At 43.1% G+C, this 19,827-nt stretch carries 21 protein-coding genes and 1 other RNA gene; 12 read left to right on the top strand and 10 right to left on the bottom strand.

The window, feature by feature from the left end:
- The first annotated feature begins 9 nt into the window (after nucleotides 1–9).
- Entirely contained in the window at nucleotides 10–636 is a 627-nt protein-coding gene (locus tag ACP26M_RS09405) for an HAD family hydrolase (RefSeq protein ID WP_426588236.1), read from the top strand.
- Here ACP26M_RS09405 and ACP26M_RS09410 read toward each other — a convergent pair.
- Nucleotides 623–1,138, bottom strand: a complete 516-nt coding sequence (locus ACP26M_RS09410; protein ID WP_426588238.1) for a DinB family protein — start codon at nucleotides 1,136–1,138, stop codon at nucleotides 623–625. The genes ACP26M_RS09405 and ACP26M_RS09410 overlap by 14 nt on opposite strands.
- Nucleotides 1,138–2,148 (bottom strand): glycosyl hydrolase, encoded by a 1,011-nt coding sequence (locus ACP26M_RS09415; protein ID WP_426588240.1) that lies wholly within the window; start codon nucleotides 2,146–2,148, stop codon nucleotides 1,138–1,140. The genes ACP26M_RS09410 and ACP26M_RS09415 overlap by 1 nt, the downstream gene beginning before the upstream one ends.
- A gap of 225 nt (nucleotides 2,149–2,373) precedes the next feature.
- Here ACP26M_RS09415 and ACP26M_RS09420 point away from each other — a divergent pair, with 225 nt between their 5' ends.
- Nucleotides 2,374–3,816: a L,D-transpeptidase family protein gene (locus ACP26M_RS09420; protein ID WP_426588242.1), complete on the top strand. Its 1,443-nt coding sequence runs from the start codon at nucleotides 2,374–2,376 to the stop codon at nucleotides 3,814–3,816.
- A 65-nt stretch (nucleotides 3,817–3,881) separates the two neighbouring features.
- Here the strand turns inward: ACP26M_RS09420 and ACP26M_RS09425 are convergent, their stop codons facing one another.
- The 3 genes from ACP26M_RS09425 to ACP26M_RS09435 form a co-directional block, all read right to left on the bottom strand.
- On the bottom strand, nucleotides 3,882–4,646 hold the full coding sequence (locus tag ACP26M_RS09425) for a murein L,D-transpeptidase catalytic domain family protein (RefSeq protein ID WP_426588244.1): 765 nt from the start codon (nucleotides 4,644–4,646) through the stop codon (nucleotides 3,882–3,884).
- A 250-nt stretch (nucleotides 4,647–4,896) separates the two neighbouring features.
- Nucleotides 4,897–5,475, bottom strand: coding sequence for a nitroreductase family protein (locus ACP26M_RS09430; RefSeq protein ID WP_426588246.1), 579 nt, complete (start codon nucleotides 5,473–5,475; stop codon nucleotides 4,897–4,899).
- Nucleotides 5,476–5,542: 67 nt separating this feature from the next.
- Nucleotides 5,543–7,978, bottom strand: coding sequence for an alpha-ketoacid dehydrogenase subunit alpha/beta (locus ACP26M_RS09435; protein WP_426588248.1), 2,436 nt, complete (start codon nucleotides 7,976–7,978; stop codon nucleotides 5,543–5,545).
- A 136-nt stretch (nucleotides 7,979–8,114) separates the two neighbouring features.
- Between ACP26M_RS09435 and ACP26M_RS09440 the strand changes: the two genes are divergently transcribed.
- The 5 genes from ACP26M_RS09440 to ACP26M_RS09460 all read left to right on the top strand — a co-directional run bounded on the left by ACP26M_RS09440 (nucleotide 8,115) and on the right by ACP26M_RS09460 (nucleotide 11,388).
- Nucleotides 8,115–8,513: a DUF1573 domain-containing protein gene (locus ACP26M_RS09440; RefSeq protein WP_426588250.1), complete on the top strand. Its 399-nt coding sequence runs from the start codon at nucleotides 8,115–8,117 to the stop codon at nucleotides 8,511–8,513.
- Nucleotides 8,514–8,647: 134 nt separating this feature from the next.
- The gene (locus ACP26M_RS09445) at nucleotides 8,648–9,880 is read left to right on the top strand and encodes a pyridoxal phosphate-dependent aminotransferase (protein WP_426588252.1); all 1,233 of its coding nucleotides are present in this window, start codon (nucleotides 8,648–8,650) and stop codon (nucleotides 9,878–9,880) included.
- 76 nt (nucleotides 9,881–9,956) lie between these two features.
- Nucleotides 9,957–10,325: a transfer-messenger RNA gene (gene ssrA, locus ACP26M_RS09450) on the top strand.
- A gap of 247 nt (nucleotides 10,326–10,572) precedes the next feature.
- Nucleotides 10,573–10,851, top strand: coding sequence for an Arm DNA-binding domain-containing protein (locus ACP26M_RS09455; protein ID WP_426588254.1), 279 nt, complete (start codon nucleotides 10,573–10,575; stop codon nucleotides 10,849–10,851).
- A gap of 48 nt (nucleotides 10,852–10,899) precedes the next feature.
- Nucleotides 10,900–11,388 carry a site-specific integrase gene (locus ACP26M_RS09460; protein ID WP_426588256.1) on the top strand — a complete coding sequence of 163 codons (489 nt, stop codon included), beginning with the start codon at nucleotides 10,900–10,902 and terminating at the stop codon, nucleotides 11,386–11,388.
- A gap of 118 nt (nucleotides 11,389–11,506) precedes the next feature.
- Here ACP26M_RS09460 and ACP26M_RS09465 read toward each other — a convergent pair whose 3' ends face one another.
- From ACP26M_RS09465 to ACP26M_RS09485, 5 genes are all read right to left on the bottom strand, one after another.
- Nucleotides 11,507–11,659: a hypothetical protein gene (locus tag ACP26M_RS09465; RefSeq protein WP_426588258.1), complete on the bottom strand. Its 153-nt coding sequence runs from the start codon at nucleotides 11,657–11,659 to the stop codon at nucleotides 11,507–11,509.
- Between the two features lie 518 nt (nucleotides 11,660–12,177).
- Nucleotides 12,178–12,963 (bottom strand): PhzF family phenazine biosynthesis protein, encoded by a 786-nt coding sequence (locus tag ACP26M_RS09470; RefSeq protein ID WP_426588260.1) that lies wholly within the window; start codon nucleotides 12,961–12,963, stop codon nucleotides 12,178–12,180.
- 189 nt (nucleotides 12,964–13,152) lie between these two features.
- Nucleotides 13,153–13,689, bottom strand: a complete 537-nt coding sequence (locus tag ACP26M_RS09475) for an OsmC family protein (RefSeq protein ID WP_426588262.1) — start codon at nucleotides 13,687–13,689, stop codon at nucleotides 13,153–13,155.
- Nucleotides 13,690–14,001: 312 nt separating this feature from the next.
- Nucleotides 14,002–14,493, bottom strand: a complete 492-nt coding sequence (locus tag ACP26M_RS09480; RefSeq protein WP_426588265.1) for a GNAT family N-acetyltransferase — start codon at nucleotides 14,491–14,493, stop codon at nucleotides 14,002–14,004.
- 25 nt (nucleotides 14,494–14,518) lie between these two features.
- Entirely contained in the window at nucleotides 14,519–15,580 is a 1,062-nt protein-coding gene (locus ACP26M_RS09485) for a flavin monoamine oxidase family protein (protein WP_426588267.1), read from the bottom strand.
- Nucleotides 15,581–15,776: 196 nt separating this feature from the next.
- On the opposite strand from ACP26M_RS09485, the gene ACP26M_RS09490 reads away from it, so the two are divergent.
- The 5 genes from ACP26M_RS09490 to ACP26M_RS09510 all read left to right on the top strand — a co-directional run bounded on the left by ACP26M_RS09490 (nucleotide 15,777) and on the right by ACP26M_RS09510 (nucleotide 19,818).
- Entirely contained in the window at nucleotides 15,777–16,676 is a 900-nt protein-coding gene (locus ACP26M_RS09490) for a helix-turn-helix domain-containing protein (RefSeq protein WP_426588269.1), read from the top strand.
- An 86-nt stretch (nucleotides 16,677–16,762) separates the two neighbouring features.
- On the top strand, nucleotides 16,763–17,521 hold the full coding sequence (locus tag ACP26M_RS09495; RefSeq protein ID WP_426588271.1) for an SDR family NAD(P)-dependent oxidoreductase: 759 nt from the start codon (nucleotides 16,763–16,765) through the stop codon (nucleotides 17,519–17,521).
- A gap of 128 nt (nucleotides 17,522–17,649) precedes the next feature.
- Complete coding sequence (locus ACP26M_RS09500; RefSeq protein ID WP_426588273.1) at nucleotides 17,650–17,937, top strand: hypothetical protein; 288 nt, start codon at nucleotides 17,650–17,652, stop codon at nucleotides 17,935–17,937.
- 69 nt (nucleotides 17,938–18,006) lie between these two features.
- Nucleotides 18,007–19,047, top strand: a complete 1,041-nt coding sequence (locus tag ACP26M_RS09505; protein ID WP_426588275.1) for an NAD(P)-dependent alcohol dehydrogenase — start codon at nucleotides 18,007–18,009, stop codon at nucleotides 19,045–19,047.
- Between the two features lie 18 nt (nucleotides 19,048–19,065).
- Nucleotides 19,066–19,818: an SDR family NAD(P)-dependent oxidoreductase gene (locus ACP26M_RS09510; RefSeq protein WP_426588277.1), complete on the top strand. Its 753-nt coding sequence runs from the start codon at nucleotides 19,066–19,068 to the stop codon at nucleotides 19,816–19,818.
- Nucleotides 19,819–19,827: the final 9 nt, after the last annotated feature.

Below are 19,827 nucleotides of genomic sequence, written 5' to 3' on the forward strand. Positions count from 1 at the left end.
TTTGCTATCATGAAAAAAGCCATCATATTAGATCTTGATAATACCATATACCCGGTAAGTTCCATTGCCGATCATTTGTTTAACGAACTGTTCAATTTTCTTGATCAGCATATAGCCGGCGAAGGTATTGATCATATCAACAAAGCAAAGGAGGATTTGAAGCGCATCCCATATCAAAAGGTGGCAGACAAGTACCAATTTAGCGAGCTCGTTAAAAACAAAGGGCTCGAACTATTAAATAACATCGAGTACAACCGGCCAATGCAGCCTTTTGATGATTATAAACAGATCCGCGAAGCAAAGGTTACCAAATTTTTGGTTACCACAGGTTTTACCAAACTGCAATGGAGCAAAGTTAAAATGCTGAACATTGAAGCAGATTTTGAAGCCATCCACATTGTTGACCCTGAACTTTCGCCCCTTACCAAGAAAGATATTTTCGCGTCGATATTGGAGAAATATGATTACAAACCCGAAGATGTACTCGTTATTGGGGATGATCCGGAATCTGAAATAAAAGCAGCAAGCGAATTGGGTATCGATACTTTTCTATACGATCCCGAAAATAAACATCCAAACGCCCAGGTAACCTATCGCTCACAAAATCTTAAAGACGCGGCCGCTATTGTTGCTTAAGCACCTTTACCGTAACCAATAGCTGCCCGAGATGGCGCATGGTATGCTCAGCCGAATGCGTGTACAAGCCGATAACTGTTGATGGTAATTGCGCCCGGCCTACTCCTCTCCACTCGGTTAATGTATTTGCATCGGTAGCTTTAAGTTGATCAATAGCACTATCTACCTGATTATTAAACGCCTTTATCAAATCAGCTACGCCGATGATATGTTCACCAGGTTTACCTTCGGCTGCAAGATAATTTAGTTGTGCCGCACTAAGCGCTTCACCTTTTGCATAGGTAAAAAGCCGGTTAAGTACCCCGGTGAGGTGTTGCAAATGAAAACCCGGCGAAGCCATGCCGGCAAGCTTTTCCCACAGCAGCTTTTCCGGAAAATCGATCATCAATTCATTAAGTTCTTCCCTTGCCTGTAACAGCACGTGTGCAACGGGTTGAAGCAGGACCGGCACATCATCCAGCGGTCCGCGAAGCCAAACTTCAGGTAATTTTTGAGTAGACATTAGTTTTTATTTAACATGGTTTTCACTTGTTCATGATTCAGCGTTTGAGGCAAACCATAAATGGTTCTTACGCGCTCATGTGTATTATCAGTCCAAAGCCAGCTCGTCCACACCATAAACCAGGCCCATTCGGGTTGGGCTGCCAGAATTTCGGGTTTTGGAAGTTCGCCGGTTTCTGTCAGCGCAATGACCTTACCATTAGCAACCTTTAGCAAATCGTTATAATTCCGTTGTTCATAATCAAAATGATAGATATCAGCGCCTAAAATGTCTACGTAATCGGCGCCCGGATAAAAGTCTTTATAGTCATACGCTTCATCTAATGGAAGGTCGCGCAAACCGTTTGGGCCCCATACCCAAATCAGATTATTTAAATGATGATAATTGGTATACCGATCGTACATCATTTTCCAGAGCTTGATGATACCGTCGTTCCCTTTTTTGTTTCCCCACCAAAACCATACGCCGTTCATTTCATGATAAGGCCGCCACAAAACAGGTACATGGGCATCCCTGAGCTGTTTCAGGTAACCAGCTACCACGTCAATTTGGGCAAGCCATTTTTTATTCAGATCGGTATTGGGTGTAACTAACTGTTTCCATTGGGCATCAGTTATTTTGCCCTGAATACTTTGCTTCCAATCATATGGCGGGTTATCCAAAGGGCGCCCCTGGTGCCACATGAGTGTTACCAGATAGCCATCCTGCCATTTTTGCTTAGCTTCGTTTACCAGGTCCTGCCCCAGATCTTTGTCTCCCCAAAGCATGAAATCAGAGCCCCAAACGGCAGGATATTGTCCTGTAATTGACTTGGCACTGTCTGAAAAAACGTCACGATCACTGTTATAATTTTGCTGCCCTGATAAGATATGCTTGCCTTTTATATTATAAAGGAAGCTAAGCAATTTATTTACCTCAAGCGATGCTTCTTTATTTACTGGTTTAAAACTTTGTGCTAATGCCATGAAAGGCAATGATATGATGAGAGCAAGCGGGAGTAGTTTTTTCATTTTAATTAAACAGGCTATTCGGCTTAAAGGCGATAACGGGCTTTGTTCAAAAATAAATAAAAAGCGCGGCCGTTTATGGTATGGCTATTGCTATTCATAAGCAATATTTAACTATCTTTCGTCTATATGATACCTATTCCCTTTAGGAAACACTTTATCCCGATTATACTTTCCGCGTGTTTGGTTTTACCTGCTGTATTACAAAGCTGCAAGAAAAAGCATGAAATGATTGCTGAAGATATGTTCAGGATCACACAAAATGAAATTTTTAAAAAGGCAGATACTGAAGGATACATCCCTGTTTTTAAAAGAGTATTCACAAAATACCGGTCCAAGACAGCTAATCCGCTGGTTATCGAATCATTTTTCAAAAAGAACGAATACCGGCCCCTTTTAGTTATAAACCACTTAAACAATGGTGATCTCGAAGCTTTAACAGAATATCTTGATAAAATCAATGAACACGGCCTCGATCCAACTGTGTATCCATCGGCAGAGATCAAAGCACTTGTAGCCAAACTCAAAGACAAAAAGGCTATAAAAACAATTGATGAAGCCTATGAAACTGTTGCCAAACTTGAGGTGTTAACAGCGGGCGCTTTGATAAAATACTCCAATGCGTTGCAATACGGAGTGATCAATCCTAAAAAGATCTACTCGAGGTATTTTATGGCCACCCGCCGGCCCGATAGCACAACGATGCTTGCGACTTTAAACCGGGCAGACTTTAAAACATTCCTTGACAGTATCCAACCCAAAAGCCCTCAATATTTAGCGTTGCAAAAAGCATACAGGGACAGTGCAACTATCGAAGGCCTTTCCCGCGAGGAGAGCAAACGCTACTTATTGGTTAGCCTGGAGCGGCTGCGTTGGAGAAATAAACCGTTTGAACCCAAATATGTGATTGTAAATATCCCCGATTTCAGGCTTGACGTTATGGAAGATGGCAAATCGGTTTTAAATATGAAAGTTTGTGTAGGCCAGGGACGAAACATGAAAAACCAGAACACACTTGAACATTTTGATGATACAGCGAGGGCCGATAAACCTTTTCCCCGGGAAACGCCGATACTGAACAGCCTCATCCATAGCGTTGAAGTAAACCCTATTTGGAATATTCCCCGTAGTATTGCCACAAAAGAAATCATTGTTGAGGCTGCCGAGGACCGTTACTATCTCTCCAACAAAAACATAGATGTTTTTAAGGACGGTAAAAGGATTGAAGACCCGGAAACCATCGACTGGTCGCAGGTTACGCCCGACAATCTGGAATACGAGTTTAAACAACGCCCCGGAGAAGACAACTCGCTGGGTAAAATAAAGTTTTTGTTTAAAAACCGCAGCAGCGTTTATCTGCACGATACACCTAATAAAGAAGCATTCAGACATGCTATGCGTGCAGTAAGTCACGGCTGTGTACGATTAGGTGATCCGCTTGGCCTGGCACAAAACCTGTTTGGAGAAGGCGCCGCCCTCGACACCATTTCGAAAGATATGGTTGAAGATAAACCGAACCCTACCAATATAGGCTTGCCAAAGAAAACGCCTATTTACATCACGTATGTAACCTGCTGGGCAGATGACAATGGCACCATCCAATACCGCCCGGATGTTTATGGCTTAGATATAGTGCTTTATGCACACCTGCAAAGCTTTATGGCCAAATAAAAAAGAGCCCGGCAAACTTTTGAGTAAGCCGGGCTTCATGATTTGGTTTATAGTTGGGTTGGATTTTAAAACTTTGTAAAATTGAATGAGGTATCAGCGCTCGCCATTAAGTTGAGCGGCCCCGTTTCATCCAGGTATTTTGAATAGTAAGACTCATCGTTTCCGTTAATAAATAAAACGGTTTTGCCGGCAATGGTATTGATAACTTTATTAACAACTTTTGGCGATACCGCGGGGCAGCCGAAGCTTCTGCCGATATATCCCTGCTCATTAATAGCAGCAGGCCCAACATAATTAGCGCCATGTACAACAATGCTGCGCATACGGGCATTGCCGTTAAAGCCTTCATCCATACCATCAAGATATAGTGAACGGCCATGTTTACCATTATAAACCTTATCAGTTACATAAAATCCGAGACTGCTTTCATGTGAATCGTTGGCATCCGAAAAATGATTTGCCATTTCCTGCCCGCTGCCTGATCCATGTGCGACCCATGTATTAAGCACCAGCTGTTTGTTTAACAAATTTATGATCCACATACGCTTTTCACGGCTTGATTTGGAGAAATCAACCACCGTGAGCACGTCACTGCTTTGAGGTACCTGGTGCGAAAGCTTCAGATTGGTATAGCCTGTTACAGCTTTTTCAAACACATTAAAAGCTAAACCAGCCTCTTTAAGGCGCGCTGCCTCATATAAATTATTAACGTATTGCTCAAATAGTTCTTTAGTTGTAAACGTTGCATTTTCTTTCCTTACGCTCACTGATCTGTTTGCACCATCCGATTTCCAGCTTAAAATTGTTGCTGAAAGAAAAAAAATCGACATAGTGACCCACAAAAAATGTTTCCTCATACGCTTTCCTGAGTTTAATTTAATTTTAATTAATTAGGGTATAGTAACAGGGTTTGGATAAAAGGTTAACCTGCTATTAACAGATTAATACAAAAATATACTTTAAAACTTGAAATCCAAATCAGCAACATGATATTTTTTACTAAAATGAAAATAAATTTAAAAATAAGCAATATTTTAAACTGTTATACGGAGCGGAAAAAGGAAAGGTTATAGATTAAATTTATTTAACCCATTTAATTTTATTTTCAAGCGGAATAGTGCGTTTACCTTCGGGATACTGGTCGGCATAACCAAGATATAATACGCCCATTACATTATCTTCATCCCGCAAATTCAAAAATTCTTTAAAAGCGGGTTTCAGGATAGCACCGCCGGTACTCCAGAAGGAGGCCATATTTAAGGCGGTTGCACCTAAAAGGATATTCTGAATAGCGCTCGACACAGCTGCAACTTCCTCGAACGGCGGTATTTTCGGCAGATCGCCGCGCTGCATTACCGTAATAATTACATGCGAAACTTTGCTGCCCAGGGTTTTCAGGTTATTGTATGCAGCCTCATTAAATTCTTCGGCAGATACGCTCTGTTTATAAACTTCGGCATGTTCGTCACAAAACTGATCGGGGTTTTCATAAACAATAAAGCGCCAGGGCTCGGTGAAACCATGGGTTGGCGCCCAGTCGGCAAGTTCCAGCAGGGCGGCGATATCACCGTTTGGTGCCTTATGACCATTCATCATGGCTGGTTTTACGGTACGACGGGTTTTGATATTCTCGGCAACAGTTAAAAAAGTATTGTCCATTTCAGATAAAAAACGGTTATTGAAATCAGATTATAAATCACTGATTCAACAACCTGCAGTTATGTTATTAATAAATAGCGGGATATTTTGAAGGACTGGCCTCATGCATCATAGCGTAAACGGTTTCAACAACGTCATCAACAGATGGCTTGCTGAAGTAGTCACCGTCCGACCCATAAGGCGGCCTGTGTTCTTTTGCGGTAAGCGTTTTTGGCTGGCCATCAAGCGCATAATAGCCATTTTGGCCCTCCATTATCTTTTGCAGGATATAAGCTGAACCAGCACCCGGTAAATCCTCATCAACAACAAGTAACTTGTTGGTTTTCTTTAATGAAATACCACAAATCCCCTCTGTATCAAATGGATATAAAGTTTGCGGATCGATAATTTCGATATTGATGCCCATTGCTGCAAGCTCTTCAGATGCTTCCTGTACGATGCGCAGCGTTGAACCGTACGATACCACAGTAATATCGCTGCCTTCGCGCAAAACCTCGGCTTTACCAAGCGGTACGGTGAATTCGCCGACATTGGCAGGCAGCTTTTCTTTAAGACGATAACCGTTCAGGCATTCTATTACCAGCGCAGGTTCGTCGCCCCTTAACAGCGTATTATACATACCTGCTGCCTGGGTCATGTTACGGGGCACACAAATATGAAAGCCGCGCATCGACCCTAAAATAACACTCATTGGCGAACCTGAATGCCAGATCCCTTCTAAACGATGGCCACGGGTACGAATAATCAGCGGAGCTTTTTGCCCGCCCATCGTACGGTAGCTTAAACTGGCTATATCATCACTGATAATGGTTATGGCATAGATCAGGTAATCAAGGTACTGGATCTCAGCAATCGGCCTTAAGCCGCGCATTGCAAGTCCCATACCCTGCCCTATAATACTTGTTTCGCGAATGCCGGTATCTGTAATGCGGATTTCGCCATATTTTGCCTGTAAACCGGCAAAGCCCTGGTTAACATCGCCTATCGCACCCAAATCTTCACCAAATGCAACAATACTTTTATCGCGTGCAAAATTGGCATCGAAAGCGGCGTTCAATACTTCTCTTCCGTCCAATAGCTTTGCATCATCGCTATAAATAGCAGGCACAATAGGCACATATAGAGGCGATTCAGGAGTTCCTGTAAACAGCTTTGAGTTGTAACGTTCCGTATTTTTTGCTTTCTCAACTTTTAACCATTCTGTTAAAAGCTGGCGTTCAACATTATTTTCGGTGGTCGTTAACCGTAATGTTTTGCGGATGGCTGAAAAGATTTCGCGACGCCCGGCATCAATACTGGAGCGCAAACCAGCGGATAATGCTGATATTGCTTCTTTTTTATCCGGCACTGTTTCGGCAAAGGCATCGATCAGGGCTGCAGCTTCTTCTATTTCGCTTTTTATTACGACAGCTAATTCATTAGCCGCCTCACGCTGACATTCGCGTACATACCTTTTCGCTTCGGCTTCAAGCTCTTCCAGTTCTATTTCGGTCGAGATAGCCGATGTGATCATCCATTCGCGCATTTTTAGCAAACAATCGTGCTCATCCTCCCAGGTAAGGCGTTCCCTGCTTTTATAGCGCTCATGTGAACCAGAAGTTGAGTGCCCCTGTGGTTGGGTCATTTCGGTAACATGAATCAGCACAGGCACATGTTCCTCACGGCAAATATTAATGGCACGCTCGTAAGTTTCACAAAGGGCAATATAATCCCAACCACGCACTTTAAAGATCTCGTAACCATTGCTTCCATTTTCGCGCTGAAAGCCTTTTAATATTTCAGAAATATCTTCTTTGGTAGTTTGCAGGTTTGCCGGCACCGAAATAGCATAAGCGTCATCCCAAATAGAGATGGCCATAGGCACCTGTAGTACCCCTCCCGCATTAAAAGTTTCAAAAAATGAACCTTCGGATGTGGCGCCGTTACCAACGCTGCCAAATGCAACTTCATTACCATTAACCGAAAATTGTTTCAGGTAATCCAGTTCTTTATTTTGGCGATATAGCTTTGACGCGTAAGCTAAACCTAATAAGCGGGGAATTTGTCCGGCGGTGGTTGAAATATCCGACGAACTGTTCATCGTTTCGGCCTGGTTAACCCAACTGCCATCAGTATTTACAAAACGTGTAGCGTAGTGGCAGTTCATTTGCCTGCCGCCAGAGGCCGGATCTTTTTCAATATCGGGGTTAGCATATAACTGGGCAAAAAACTCTTTCATATTGCTCATGCCCGTAGCAAACATAAAAGTTTGATCGCGGTAGTAGCCCGCGCGCCAGTCGCCGGCGCGGAAAGCCTTGGCCATTGCCAATTGCGCAACCTCTTTACCGTCGCCGAAAATACCGAACTTTGCCTTGCCCGTTAGCACTTCCCTGCGGCCTATTAAACTGGCCTGACGGCTCTCATAACCAATGCGGTAATCATCAATAACAATCTTCTTGAAATCATCAAAACTGAGCTCGGCAGTATTAAATTTACTGGTAGCGCGTGTTGTAGTTTCAGGCATATAAAATTTTGTTTAGACGGTAAAAGTATAAAATTCTATTCTGTATTAAGCAAACTAACAGATAAAACCCCGAGTTTGAGTAATAGTTTTGTAATTACATTAAACCTTTTATATTTGTAATAATCAAATATAACGTATGAAAAAGATATTAATGATTTGCGCGGTAATATTAGGCTTTGCCTTTACCGCATCAGCACAAGATAGCGGAAAAGCTGAGTTTAAATTTAACGAAGAAAAGCATGATTTTGGTAAAATACCACAAGGCACTCCTGTTACTACCGTGTTTGAGTTTACCAATATTGGTAAAGAGCCTCTTATTTTAACAGAAGTAAGACCAACCTGCGGCTGTACCATTGCCGACTATACAAAAACCCCTGTAAAAAGCGGCGATAAAGGCACCATCAAAATCACTTACAATGCTGCCGCTGCTGCTCCGTTTAATAAAACTATCGTAGTTAAATCAAACGCAGTAACGCCCGAAAAATATTTGAACATTGTTGGTGAAGTAGTAACTAAACCCGCGGCGAGCAAATAACTGATTGCATGCTTGATATATCCCGTATATCAACCGGGGTATTTAAAAATATATTTAAAAGACCCGAAACCGGGTCTTTTTTCGTTTACAAAGGTTTTACAAAACAGTATTTTCATTTTTAGTAATTTTGCAGGATGCCAAAAATATCTGAAAAAGGGCAACGGATGCCCGCATCACCGATAAGAAAATTAACACCTTACGCTGATAAAGCTAAGCAGGATGGAAAAAAGGTGTATCATCTCAACATCGGCCAACCCGATATTGCTACACCCGATGGCATGCTGAATGCCATTAAAAATATTGATTTTAAGGTTTGGGCCTATACCCCAAGCGAAGGCACATTAAGCTATCGCAAAAAGCTTACTGAATATTATAACAAACTGGAGTATAATATCACTCCCGAGGATATTATTGTTACAACAGGAGGCTCTGAAGCGATTACAATTGCCATGATGGCCTGCCTTGATTCGGGCGATGAAGTGATCATCCCTGAACCTTTTTATGCCAATTATAATGGATTTGCAAGTCAGGGCGATGTTGTGGTTAAGCCTATATTGTCATATATTGATAATGGTTTCGCGCTCCCTCCCATCAGCGAATTTGAAAAACTTATAACGGATAAAACCAGGGCCATCATCATATGCAATCCTAACAATCCTACCGGGTATTTATACTCAAAAGAAGAGATGGAAGCATTGAAGCAACTGGTTTTAAAGCATGACCTTTACCTTTTTTCGGACGAAGCTTACCGCGAGTTTTGCTATGATGGCCGTTCATTTATATCACCGGCGCACATGGATGGGCTTGAAGAAAACGTTGTAGTACTAGATACAGTAAGCAAACGCTACAGCGCGTGCGGTGCCCGGTTAGGTTGCCTGATCACTAAAAATAAAGAGTTGCGTGTCACGGCTTTAAAATTTGCCCAGGCCCGTCTAAGCGCAGGCATGGTTGAACAAATTGCCGGCGAAGCTGCAGTTGATACTCCGGATAGCTATTTTGAAGCCGTAAATAAAGAGTACACCAGCAGGCGCAACACACTTGTTAGTGCATTGAACAAAATAGATGGCGTTTATTGCCCTAACCCGGGCGGTGCTTTTTATGTGGTTGCCAAATTACCTATTGACGATGCCGACAAGTTTTGCCAATGGATGCTTGAATGCTTCAGCCTCAACAACGAAACTTTGATGATGGCCCCTGCCACCGGCTTTTACAGCACACCAGGCGCGGGACTAAATGAAGTGCGTATGGCATACGTTTTAAATAACAACGAGCTTAAAAAAGCGATGATTTGTTTGGATGAAGCATTGAAAGTTTATCCGGGCCGCGTGGTAGCTGAAAGCTTAAAGCAAAAGGCCGAAAGCGTTTGAATTTGCCCAGTTTGCTAAAATTTTATATCTTTGATGGCTTTTTGCTTTATCCTTTCAGCTTTAAGCTCCAATAAATGGGGTCGACCGGAATTGACAGGATGGAGATAAGTAGGTAAGCATGCAGCGCGTTGGGTGAATTAGCGCTTTAATCTGAACACTCAAACTTACAAATGGCGAAAATAACTACGCCTTAGCTGCCTAATTTAGAATTAGCATAGCTTTTGTCCCGCCGGTTTTCCGTTTCATCGGATCGGCAACCGGGGCATCGAAAGATGAAACTGGCCTGCTTAGGGTGTGATAAGCGGGTAAGATAAAGCACCTAAGGAAGACGGTACAGGTGAGCGACTGACCTTCCCCTTCCCTACAATTAAACAGAAGCTAAGCATGTAGAAAGCTTACCTTATACCATGTTTGGACGAGGGTTCGAATCCCTCCGGCTCCACGAAAACAGAACTTCAACAGTCTAAAACGCTATAAATTGACCATTTATAGCGTTTTTTTATGTTTTATCATCCATAACAGTCTTTAAAAGTGCATAGCTCTGGAGACCTATTCGGAGACCTATTTAGGTCTCCTACTTTAGGTCTCTCGAAATGCTTGTAGCATCTGTAAATCACATAAATATACAAAAAGAAACTATTTGATTTACCGGTGCATAAAGCAAGAATTTTAACACTTTAATAAGCACTAGAATGCCTAAATCATTTGCTCTTTTGTTCCAATTGAAAAGGACAAAAATGCAGTCCGGCGGGACTGCCCCTATTTATCTGCGGATAACTATAGAAAAAGAACGAGTTGAGATTGCGACGAAACGCTCTATTGACCCCGAAAGGTGGAACTCTTTAGCCCAAAAAGTAACAGGAAATAACCCCGATGCACGTTCCATTAACGCACATCTCAAAACCCTCGAACAAAAGCCTTACGAGGTTTACCGCGAAATGATTGAGAAAAAAATTCCGATAAATTCATAATCAGTAAAAGATCGTATCAATGGTATAGATAAGGCCGAACCCTGCCGTATGCTGGTAGAAATATTTGAAGATCATAATCGCCAGATGGAGGCGTTAATAGGTCGAGAATTTGCGCCAGCCACAGCTATACGTTACCTAACCACCCTCAAACACGTGACAGATTTCCTTAAATGGAAGTACAAAATTTCCGACATCAACATCCGTGAATTAGATCATGAGTTTGTAACCTCATTGGAGTTTTGCCTTCGAACAATGAGGAAATGCAACAATAATTCTGCAATTAAGTACATCAAAAACCTGAAAAAAATAGTTCATATCTGCGTTGCTAATGACTGGCTTCCGAAAAGCCCGTTTATCAATTATAAGTCGAAAATCAAAGAAGTTATCAGAGTTCTTTCAAGCCAAGAATTGGAAACCATGGCCAACAAAAAATTAGTTAGTGCCAGGTTAACGCAATTATGTGATGTTTTTTTGTTTAGCTGTTATACTGGATTAGCCTATGCTGACGTGAAGAAATTAAAACGTGCCTGCATTTAGATTTACGAGGTCCGCATGGTTCAGCAGATCGGTAATGGTGCCAACTGAATAATGCGGTGTCCGCAGGTTGACATCAAACACACGGTAGCTGGCATGGCCTATCATTTTTAAAAGCGTACTACGATCCTATTACCGTACCCATAAGCGCGATAGAAATAGTCAGTCCGTGTTCTACTACTGACAGGTGCCAATATTGCTGAATTGATTTTTCAGCGCCCGATATTACCGCTGTATCAAAGCCAAAAAGGAAGCCGCCAAGGGCTACGACCATGGACCAGGCCAGGACAGAATGTTTTCTAATAAATCTAATAAAGGTGTTACCTTGGTTTTAACTATTGCAAAGTAGTTGCATTCTCGGATACACCGTTACCAATTTCATATCAAAAACGTTCAAATATTGAACAATAAATAATATATTGATTTACAAGCTATTATAATCAACCCACAGTAACCTTTAAATCTCCGGGTCTGTTTTTGTAACCTGCTTAAGACGATTTTGATACATTCAGTAAACAACTCAGGGTTCACCACCCAACAGCTGTTGTAAAGGTCACAAGTACCGGTAGCCCACCATTGTCTTATTGATTTATATTTAGCGTCCGAGACTTTAAAAACGACTGTACTTACATCGCTTAAAGACCGCTTGCTATCCATCTCAGGCATTGATGAAACACGTGTAGCTGGTATGTATGACTTGTTTTAGTTAAGGTCTTTTTCGAGACTGCGGTTAGTTGAAACACATTATAACCGGAATTTCTTATTCATCCGTGTATATTTATTAGCCTGCTTTCATATCATTATTTCTCCCTGCATATACAATACCGCCCGGCCGCTGATATTAACCCTATTGTTCAGCAGACGGCATTGCAATTCACCGGAACGTTCGGATAGCTGGCGGGCAAGAAATTCTGTTTTAGCCATTTGTGCTGCCCAGTAAGGAATAAGTGTTGTATGAGCGGATCCGGTAACGGGGTCCTCATTTACGCCAACAGCGGGTGCAAAGAAACGGGACACAAAATCACTATCAACGCCTTTTGCTGTTACGATCACCCCTCGTGCATCTAAGTTCGCGATCGTCTGCAGCCTGGGTTCCAGTGTGGCAATATCTTCCTGGTCTTTAAATACTAACATGAAGTCTGTTTTGCCTTTGTAAGCTGCAATGGGGACCTTGTCCGTAGCCATTAAAAGTTCTGCTGTCATACCTACCGGAGAAAACTGATCCGCCGGAAAGTCAAGTACATATTTATCGCGTTGAACCGTTACGGGCAAGGTACCACTACGTGGAGAATGGAACGGGATCGTGTTATCGCTGAAGTCTTCATACTGATGCAGTACGAAAGCCGTTGCGAGTGTAGCATGGCCGCAAAGGTCGACTTCTGTATTGGGTGTGAACCACCTAATTTCGATAGCGGCAGCCCGTCGTACATAGAAAGCCGTCTCCGAGAGATTGTTCTCTTTCGCAATTCGCAATAATATGTCATCGTCCAACCATTCTTCCAATGGACACACCGCTGCCGGGTTACCTTTGAAAATCGTATCCGTGAAGGCGTCTACCTGATAGATCTTTATTTTCATAACTGTTATATTTAATTGTAGAATTACAAACCATTTTCTTTTCTTTTTATAGTCGCATTACAGCTTTGCTTTGTTCTTTGTGTAGCAACCACAATCAGCGCTGTAATAGGAGAACAGACGTAAAAACCCATATGATCTGCACTGAAAAGACCGGGTGGTTTGCCCGGTCCTTCAAACCATAAGCATGGGTTAAAGTTGCTTGTTGATCGTGATTTTCACTGGATCGGCCATGGTCCTGTAGCCGGGCGAAACCTTGCGGACATGCTCAACCAGGTCATCATAATCTTTCTGCGTACCGCTTCCGGACACCTCAAAGTTGAACTGTAATTCCTCAAAGCCCACGCTTACGTCCGGGTCCACTTCAAGAAACCCTCTCAGATCAAGATGACCTGCAACAGATAATCTTACATTGTCCAAACGGATACCCTTGCTTGTCGCTCCGGCGACGAAACCAACCATCATACAGCCGGCCATACCTGCAAGCATATAGTCCTGTGGATTAGGGTTAAGATTATCTCCTAATAGCTCTTCCGGCTCCCCGATCATAAAAGAAAACTGCCTGGCGATTTTGGAAGATCCTACTTGTTTGGGATGAGTAGTAATCTCCGTGTTGACGCCACCTTTCCAATTTGCGGTAACTCCTACCGAGGTAATTGCTTCATCAGCATTACTTCTGATCGATTCGATATAGCCGTTTAAGGCTTCTAAATTAATTTTGTTTAACATAAACTTACTTTCTAAATAACCTGAACAAAGGTATGAGGACACGATATGGCTTAAAATGGACATAACCGTAAATAAATGGTAATAATGGGGCATACCCGGACCAGGGAGAAGCCCCTGTTGTTTGCCATCATGAGCAAAAAATTTCAGGCAACTTCCTGTAAGGCGAATTGTACACCTATTGCCTCAAGTTTTCTTTCAAGTCCTGATGTATGAGTGCAAAAACCAAAACATTGTAACTATTGTTTAAAGGGAAATTCTTCCCTGTCAAAAAGCATTTCGGCTTCTGCTACTTCATGTGATTGCCTGTTTTCATCATTGGTTTTCCTGGAGGCTTATATTTTTTTCCATGTAAACCGTTCCGATTACCGGATTATTGAAATAGGGTGGTATTTCCTCAAACCCTAAAGAATGGTAAAGCGATTTCGCTTTTAGCAATGAAGGGATCACATCTAGCCGAACCTTTTTGTAACCCAGTTGCTGCGCACTTTCCAACACTTTCTGTAACAGAATTAATCCAATCTTCAGGCCGCGGTAAACATTTTTAACGTAGAGTCTTTTCAATTCTGCCATTTCCCAATTTATCTTCCGGATTCCCACACAGCCTGCAACCAGATCACCATCAAATGCGAGGATAAATACACCTTCAGGTGAACTATATTTCTGCTCCATGGAGGAAAGCTCATTCGGAAGATCCATATAGGTCAGATCGACGCCCAGGGTTTTCACGTATTCCAATATGATTTCTCTGCAGCGCCCAAAGTCGTCCCGGCTTTCAGCAATTTTGTAGGTTATGTTCTTTTTCATTTACGTGAGTATTTTGGGCCGAGACTTAATCCTTAACTAATCGTAAGGCAGTTTCCTTTGCGGAAGCAACCGCGCCTTCCATATACCCCCCAAATTGCCAGGCGGTTTCTGTTCCGCAAAATAACAATTTTCCGGCCATATAGGATCGCTTCAACAATGGGTGCCCGTTGTTCTGGTGTGGCCGCTGGTTGACAGGGCTGCCGGATATCAGGTATTTATCGTTCCAGACCTTATCCAGATATACGGAAGGTGCGGCGGCCTGCTCGCCAAAAAGCTCAACCAGGTGCTTCTTTACCAATTCCTTCCTGACTTCCTGACTATAGTATGCGGCCCCGCCATTTAAAAAGCCGGTAAATCCGAATTTGTTCCCCGCCTTGTTGGTATGGTCATACATTTCAGAGACGATCCCGGCATGACTGTAAAGCATGCCCGAATAGCCGTTTTTCCGCCAGAATGCGCTGGGATATTCGAGCGCGAACTTAACAGAACCTGCCATCCATGTCTGCACAGCGGGCAACACTTCTGTAATATTGGAAGGTAGCGCAGGATCAAAAGATAACTCAGCGGATATGAGCTGGGGAGGCAAACAAAGTACAACCTTCCCTGCAAAAACAGATTCGCCTGAATCGGTGAATATTTTCAGACTTTCACCATGATCTTCAATCGCTTTTATTTTTGTACTTAGTTTGATGGTATTGCTCTTTATTTTTTTTACAAGGGCGTCGATTAATTGTTGAGTGCCGCCGCCCAGGCGATATGAGGGAGACTCGGATTCCGGTACAAAGAACTTTTGCGGCGGCTCGAAAGATTTGGTTTGAAAAAGTGAAATGCCTCTGGCAAACTGATGAAATTTTTCAAGTCCAAGCTCATCGATCAGACTCAAGAGATTAGTGTGCAGGTCAGAGAACCAGGTAGCTCCAAGTTCCAGCGGTGTTCCCAATGTGCCCTCGACGGTCTCTATCCTTCCTCCCACGCGGGCAGACGCCTCTAAAATGACAGGCGTAATCCCTTTTTTAGTTAACTCATACGCGAGTGACAGTCCGCTTAACCCTGCCCCGGCGATAATGATTTGTTCGCTCTTTTTCATAACGCGAATTTGAAGTATGAGGTGAATGATAAAAACGGACATATTGGAAAAGAAATGGTAGATATCTGCAAGAAAAATAGTTGCATGGATTGTTTGATCGTTGAACGGATATAAATCTATAATTTAGATGTCTAAATAAACAGTACAGGTTAGATGTGACTGCACAGCACGCCGCAATAATAAGGAACTACATAGCATGAAAAAACAGGATACAGACAAAATAAGCGAATACCACCTTAACCTGAACCAGCCGAAGAAACCGCAGTTCACTATGTTCGATCTCGGCGAATACTTAAAGGAACATATAGTACATGCGAGTAAAGCCCACATCCATAGCTTTTACCAGATCATCTGGTTCAGGGGAGGCCGCGGCAGGCACTTCGTGGACTTTAAGGAATATGAGGTTACAGACAATTCCATTTTCTTTATTGCTAAAAACCAGGTTCATTATTTTGACGGAAATCCGGATTACCGCGGTATATTGATTCATTTCAATGAACCTTTTCTGGTTCAAAAAGACAGTGAATTCGAATTCTTTCTGAATTATGACCTGTTTAACAACCCTTACCAGCAACCTTCCTGTTGTGTCGGAAGCGGTATAGACCATATTTTAGAGGGATATCTGGAACTGATGAAAGCCGAGCTGGTCAACCCTGAGGCCTTTGCCCAGGAAGAATTACTGCGGATCTACCTGAAAGCTTTTATGATCCAGGTACAACGGCGCAGAAATGAGTTCCAGGAAAAGGATGGAAAGGCGGCTTCTCAGATTGACGAAAAGCGGCTTCAGCTCATGCGGTTTATTAACATGATAGACGAAAATTATAAAAAAGGTTTCACTGTGGCCGAGTATGCGCAGGCTTTGTATGTATCCGCCCGGACTTTAGCCGACCTCACCAATCAGCTGGTAGGCAAGAGCCCTTCGTTGATGATACAGGAACGGATCATCCTGGAAGCCCAGCGCATGCTCTTGCATTCCCCCCTCAACGTAAACCAGATCGGCTATAGCCTGGGCTTCGATGACGCTTCTTATTTTGTAAAGTATTTTAAGAAACATACCGGGATATCTCCGTCCGAATTCCGCAGATCAGTTTCCTAAAAGTACCATTTGTTTTCGGATCTGTTCATTTTATATGACCGGCGCCCTGTTGAACTTTGCTTAAACAAATATTCACAGGACAATAAATGGAACAGGCATTAATTATAGGAGGCTCGACCGGGATCGGCAAAGCTACGGCTGCCAGGTTGTTACAAGAAGGTATTGAAGTGACACTTGTCGGCCGTCACCTTCGCACCCTGGAGGAAGCAAAAAAAGAACTGGGAGATATCGGCCCTATTGTTCGCACTTTTTCTTTGGACCTGGCTAATATGAAAGATGTCGAATGCTTCAACAAGGAGCTAGGCATCTCATTGCCTCGTCTCAGATATCTGGTTAACTCCGCCGGTTATTTCTTCCCCAAACCGTTTATGGAGCATACCACGGCTGATTATGACAGGTACCAGAGCTATACGAAGGCTTTCTTTTTCATCATACAGGCATCGGCAAAAATCATGAAAGAAAATGGTGGCGGCTCAATGGTCAATATTGGCTCTTTTTCCGCTAACCAGGCCTTGAAAAGCGCCCCTGCCTCAGCTTATTCGGTTGCAAAGTCGGGTTTGCTCGGTCTTACCAAACAATTGGCTGTTGAACTCGCGGACTGGAACATCAGGGTCAATGCGGTATCCCCCGCTTTCGTTATTACACCGATTTATAAAGCATTTATCCGGGAAGATCTGATCGCAGAAACGCTGCACCGGTACGACGGGTTCCATCCAATCGGGCGGGTCGGTCTGCCCGATGATGTAGCAGGTACAATTGCCTTTTTGTTGTCGGATAAGACAGCCTGGGTCACCGGTGCTATCTGGGATGTTGATGGCGGGGCAATGGCAGGCAGAAGTGAGTAATCGTTCAAGCCTTCTTCTTTCCAAAATCTACCATTTTAATACCGATATCTCCATTTTATCAGCGGAAGTTAAGACGGAACTTTGTATCACAATTTAAAACAAATATATAATCATTAAAAATTAAAGAAATGTCAAAAGCATATTTAGCGATCACCTTAAAGATTGATGAGGCAGACAGGGCAAATGCTGCCGGAGTTTATACAAAATTCAAAGCGCCGTTCCTTAATACCATCAAAGGAGCGACCTCAAAAGAGCTGCTGATCCGTGATGAGGACGTACAGGTTCTCCATGGTTTTGACTCTGCCGAAGATGCAGGCGCGTATCTGTCAAGTGAACTCTTCAACAACGATGTTGTGGTGGGATTAAAACCTTTTCTTAAAGACAATCCTGATGTCAGGATCTATTCGGTTGCATAAGAAATAATTTTAAACAACTGTGGAAATGCTGTCGGTGGCAGCATCTCCATACTTAAAACATTCAGAGTTATGATAAAATCAAAAGGATATGCGGCGCATAACGCTTCATCCGGGTTAGTACCTTTCGAATTTGAAAGGGCTGAACCAGGCAAAGAAGAGGTGTTAATAGATATTTTATACTGCGGCATCTGCCATGCAGATATTCACCAGGCAAAAAATGAATACGGTGGCACGATGTATCCGCTGGTTCCCGGACATGAGATCATCGGAAGAGTTAAGGCAACGGGTGAGAATGTGACAAAATTCAGATCCGGTGATCTGATAGGAGTTGGTTACTTTATCGATTCGTGCAGGCATTGCAGCAGTTGTAACGAACAGGAGGAGCAATACTGCGAAAACGGTATTACCCCAACACAGAACGGAAAAAAAGCTGATGGGACAGTAACCAAAGGCGGTTATTCGGACAGTATCATTGTCGATGAGCAATATGTGCTGAAAGTTTCAGAAGACCTGGATTCAGCGGCGGTAGCCCCGCTGCTGTGCGCCGGCATTACCGCCTATTCTCCTTTGCGGCATTGGAAAGTAGGAAAAGGGCAAAAAGTTGCCGTGTTAGGGCTGGGCGGCATAGGTCACATGGCCGTTAAGTTCGCCTCATCGTTTGGAGCAGAGGTTACTGTGCTGAGCGGCTCGCCCTCAAAACAAGAAAGTGCATTAAAACTTGGCGCGGATCATTTTGTGCTTACATCTGACAATATGCAGATGAAAGATGCTGCTTCGTCTTTTGACTTCATCATTGATACGGTATCTGCCAAACATGACTATAATACTTATCTGAACCTTCTTAAAAAGGACGGTACCATGATACTGCTCGGCGTACCGCCGGAAGCACCACAGCTTGCGGCATATATGCTGATCTCAAAAAGAAGACGGGTGGTAGGTTCGATGATCGGCAGTATTGGCGAAACGCAGGAAATGCTGGATTACTGCGCAGCGAACAATATCACTTCAGAAGTGGAAGTAATCGCGCCCGATTATATCAATAAAGCTTTCGAGCGGACTTTGAAAGGCGATGTACAGTACAGGTTCGTCATTGATATGAACATAATATAAAAATTCAAGAAAAAAATCATGATACAGGCATTAATTATTGGCGGCACAACCGGAATGGGAAAAGCCACCGCGCAGCTTTTATTACAAAAAGGAATAGAAGTTACCATTGTCGGCAGAGCCGATAAAAATCTTGACAACGCAAAAGCGGAATTATCAGCGTTTGGAGCGGTAAAAACGAAAGGCGTAGATCTTTTCGACTTAGATAAAGTAAAAGCATTCGCCGCTTCTTTGCAAATTGAAATGCCCGATTTGAAACAACTGGTAAATGCAGCAGGCTATTTCAGCCCAAAATCGTTCCTGGAACATACTGAACAGGACTACGACGTTTACCACAACTTCAACAAAGCCTTTTTCCTGATCACCCAGGCAGCTGTCCGGGTAATGCAGGGGAATGGCGGCGGTTCTATTGTGAACATCGGGTCTATGTGGGGTAAACAGGCCATCAAAGCTACCCCGTCATCCGCTTATTCTATGGCCAAAGCCGGCTTGCATAGTTTAACACAACACCTGGCCATGGAATTGGCAGACAGCAACATCCGCGTAAATGCGGTTTCCCCGGCCGTGGTAGTAACACCGATCTATGGTTCGTTCATTGAAGAAGGTAAAATTGAAGAAACCTTACAGGGCTTCAATGATTTCCACCCAATTGGACGGGTAGGCAGGCCGGAAGATATCGCGAAAATCATCGCGTTCCTTTTATCGGATGACGCAAGCTGGGTTACCGGAGTGATCTGGGACATAGATGGCGGCGTAATGGCCGGCAGAAATTAAAACTAACTA

The organism is Mucilaginibacter sp. R-33 (assembly GCF_049949235.1).
GTDB lineage: Bacteria > Bacteroidota > Bacteroidia > Sphingobacteriales > Sphingobacteriaceae > Mucilaginibacter.

Coding starts and splice junctions, on each gene's coding strand:
- ACP26M_RS09405 (WP_426588236.1), top strand. CDS start 10: ATGAAAAAAGCCATCATATTAGATCTTGATAATACCATATACCCGGTA.
- ACP26M_RS09410 (WP_426588238.1), bottom strand. CDS start 1,138: ATGTCTACTCAAAAATTACCTGAAGTTTGGCTTCGCGGACCGCTGGAT.
- ACP26M_RS09415 (WP_426588240.1), bottom strand. CDS start 2,148: ATGAAAAAACTACTCCCGCTTGCTCTCATCATATCATTGCCTTTCATG.
- ACP26M_RS09420 (WP_426588242.1), top strand. CDS start 2,374: ATGATTGCTGAAGATATGTTCAGGATCACACAAAATGAAATTTTTAAA.
- ACP26M_RS09425 (WP_426588244.1), bottom strand. CDS start 4,646: ATGTCGATTTTTTTTCTTTCAGCAACAATTTTAAGCTGGAAATCGGAT.
- ACP26M_RS09430 (WP_426588246.1), bottom strand. CDS start 5,475: ATGGACAATACTTTTTTAACTGTTGCCGAGAATATCAAAACCCGTCGT.
- ACP26M_RS09435 (WP_426588248.1), bottom strand. CDS start 7,978: ATGCCTGAAACTACAACACGCGCTACCAGTAAATTTAATACTGCCGAG.
- ACP26M_RS09440 (WP_426588250.1), top strand. CDS start 8,115: ATGAAAAAGATATTAATGATTTGCGCGGTAATATTAGGCTTTGCCTTT.
- ACP26M_RS09445 (WP_426588252.1), top strand. CDS start 8,648: ATGCCAAAAATATCTGAAAAAGGGCAACGGATGCCCGCATCACCGATA.
- ACP26M_RS09455 (WP_426588254.1), top strand. CDS start 10,573: ATGCCTAAATCATTTGCTCTTTTGTTCCAATTGAAAAGGACAAAAATG.
- ACP26M_RS09460 (WP_426588256.1), top strand. CDS start 10,900: ATGCTGGTAGAAATATTTGAAGATCATAATCGCCAGATGGAGGCGTTA.
- ACP26M_RS09465 (WP_426588258.1), bottom strand. CDS start 11,659: ATGGTCGTAGCCCTTGGCGGCTTCCTTTTTGGCTTTGATACAGCGGTA.
- ACP26M_RS09470 (WP_426588260.1), bottom strand. CDS start 12,963: ATGAAAATAAAGATCTATCAGGTAGACGCCTTCACGGATACGATTTTC.
- ACP26M_RS09475 (WP_426588262.1), bottom strand. CDS start 13,689: ATGTTAAACAAAATTAATTTAGAAGCCTTAAACGGCTATATCGAATCG.
- ACP26M_RS09480 (WP_426588265.1), bottom strand. CDS start 14,493: ATGAAAAAGAACATAACCTACAAAATTGCTGAAAGCCGGGACGACTTT.
- ACP26M_RS09485 (WP_426588267.1), bottom strand. CDS start 15,580: ATGAAAAAGAGCGAACAAATCATTATCGCCGGGGCAGGGTTAAGCGGA.
- ACP26M_RS09490 (WP_426588269.1), top strand. CDS start 15,777: ATGAAAAAACAGGATACAGACAAAATAAGCGAATACCACCTTAACCTG.
- ACP26M_RS09495 (WP_426588271.1), top strand. CDS start 16,763: ATGGAACAGGCATTAATTATAGGAGGCTCGACCGGGATCGGCAAAGCT.
- ACP26M_RS09500 (WP_426588273.1), top strand. CDS start 17,650: ATGTCAAAAGCATATTTAGCGATCACCTTAAAGATTGATGAGGCAGAC.
- ACP26M_RS09505 (WP_426588275.1), top strand. CDS start 18,007: ATGATAAAATCAAAAGGATATGCGGCGCATAACGCTTCATCCGGGTTA.
- ACP26M_RS09510 (WP_426588277.1), top strand. CDS start 19,066: ATGATACAGGCATTAATTATTGGCGGCACAACCGGAATGGGAAAAGCC.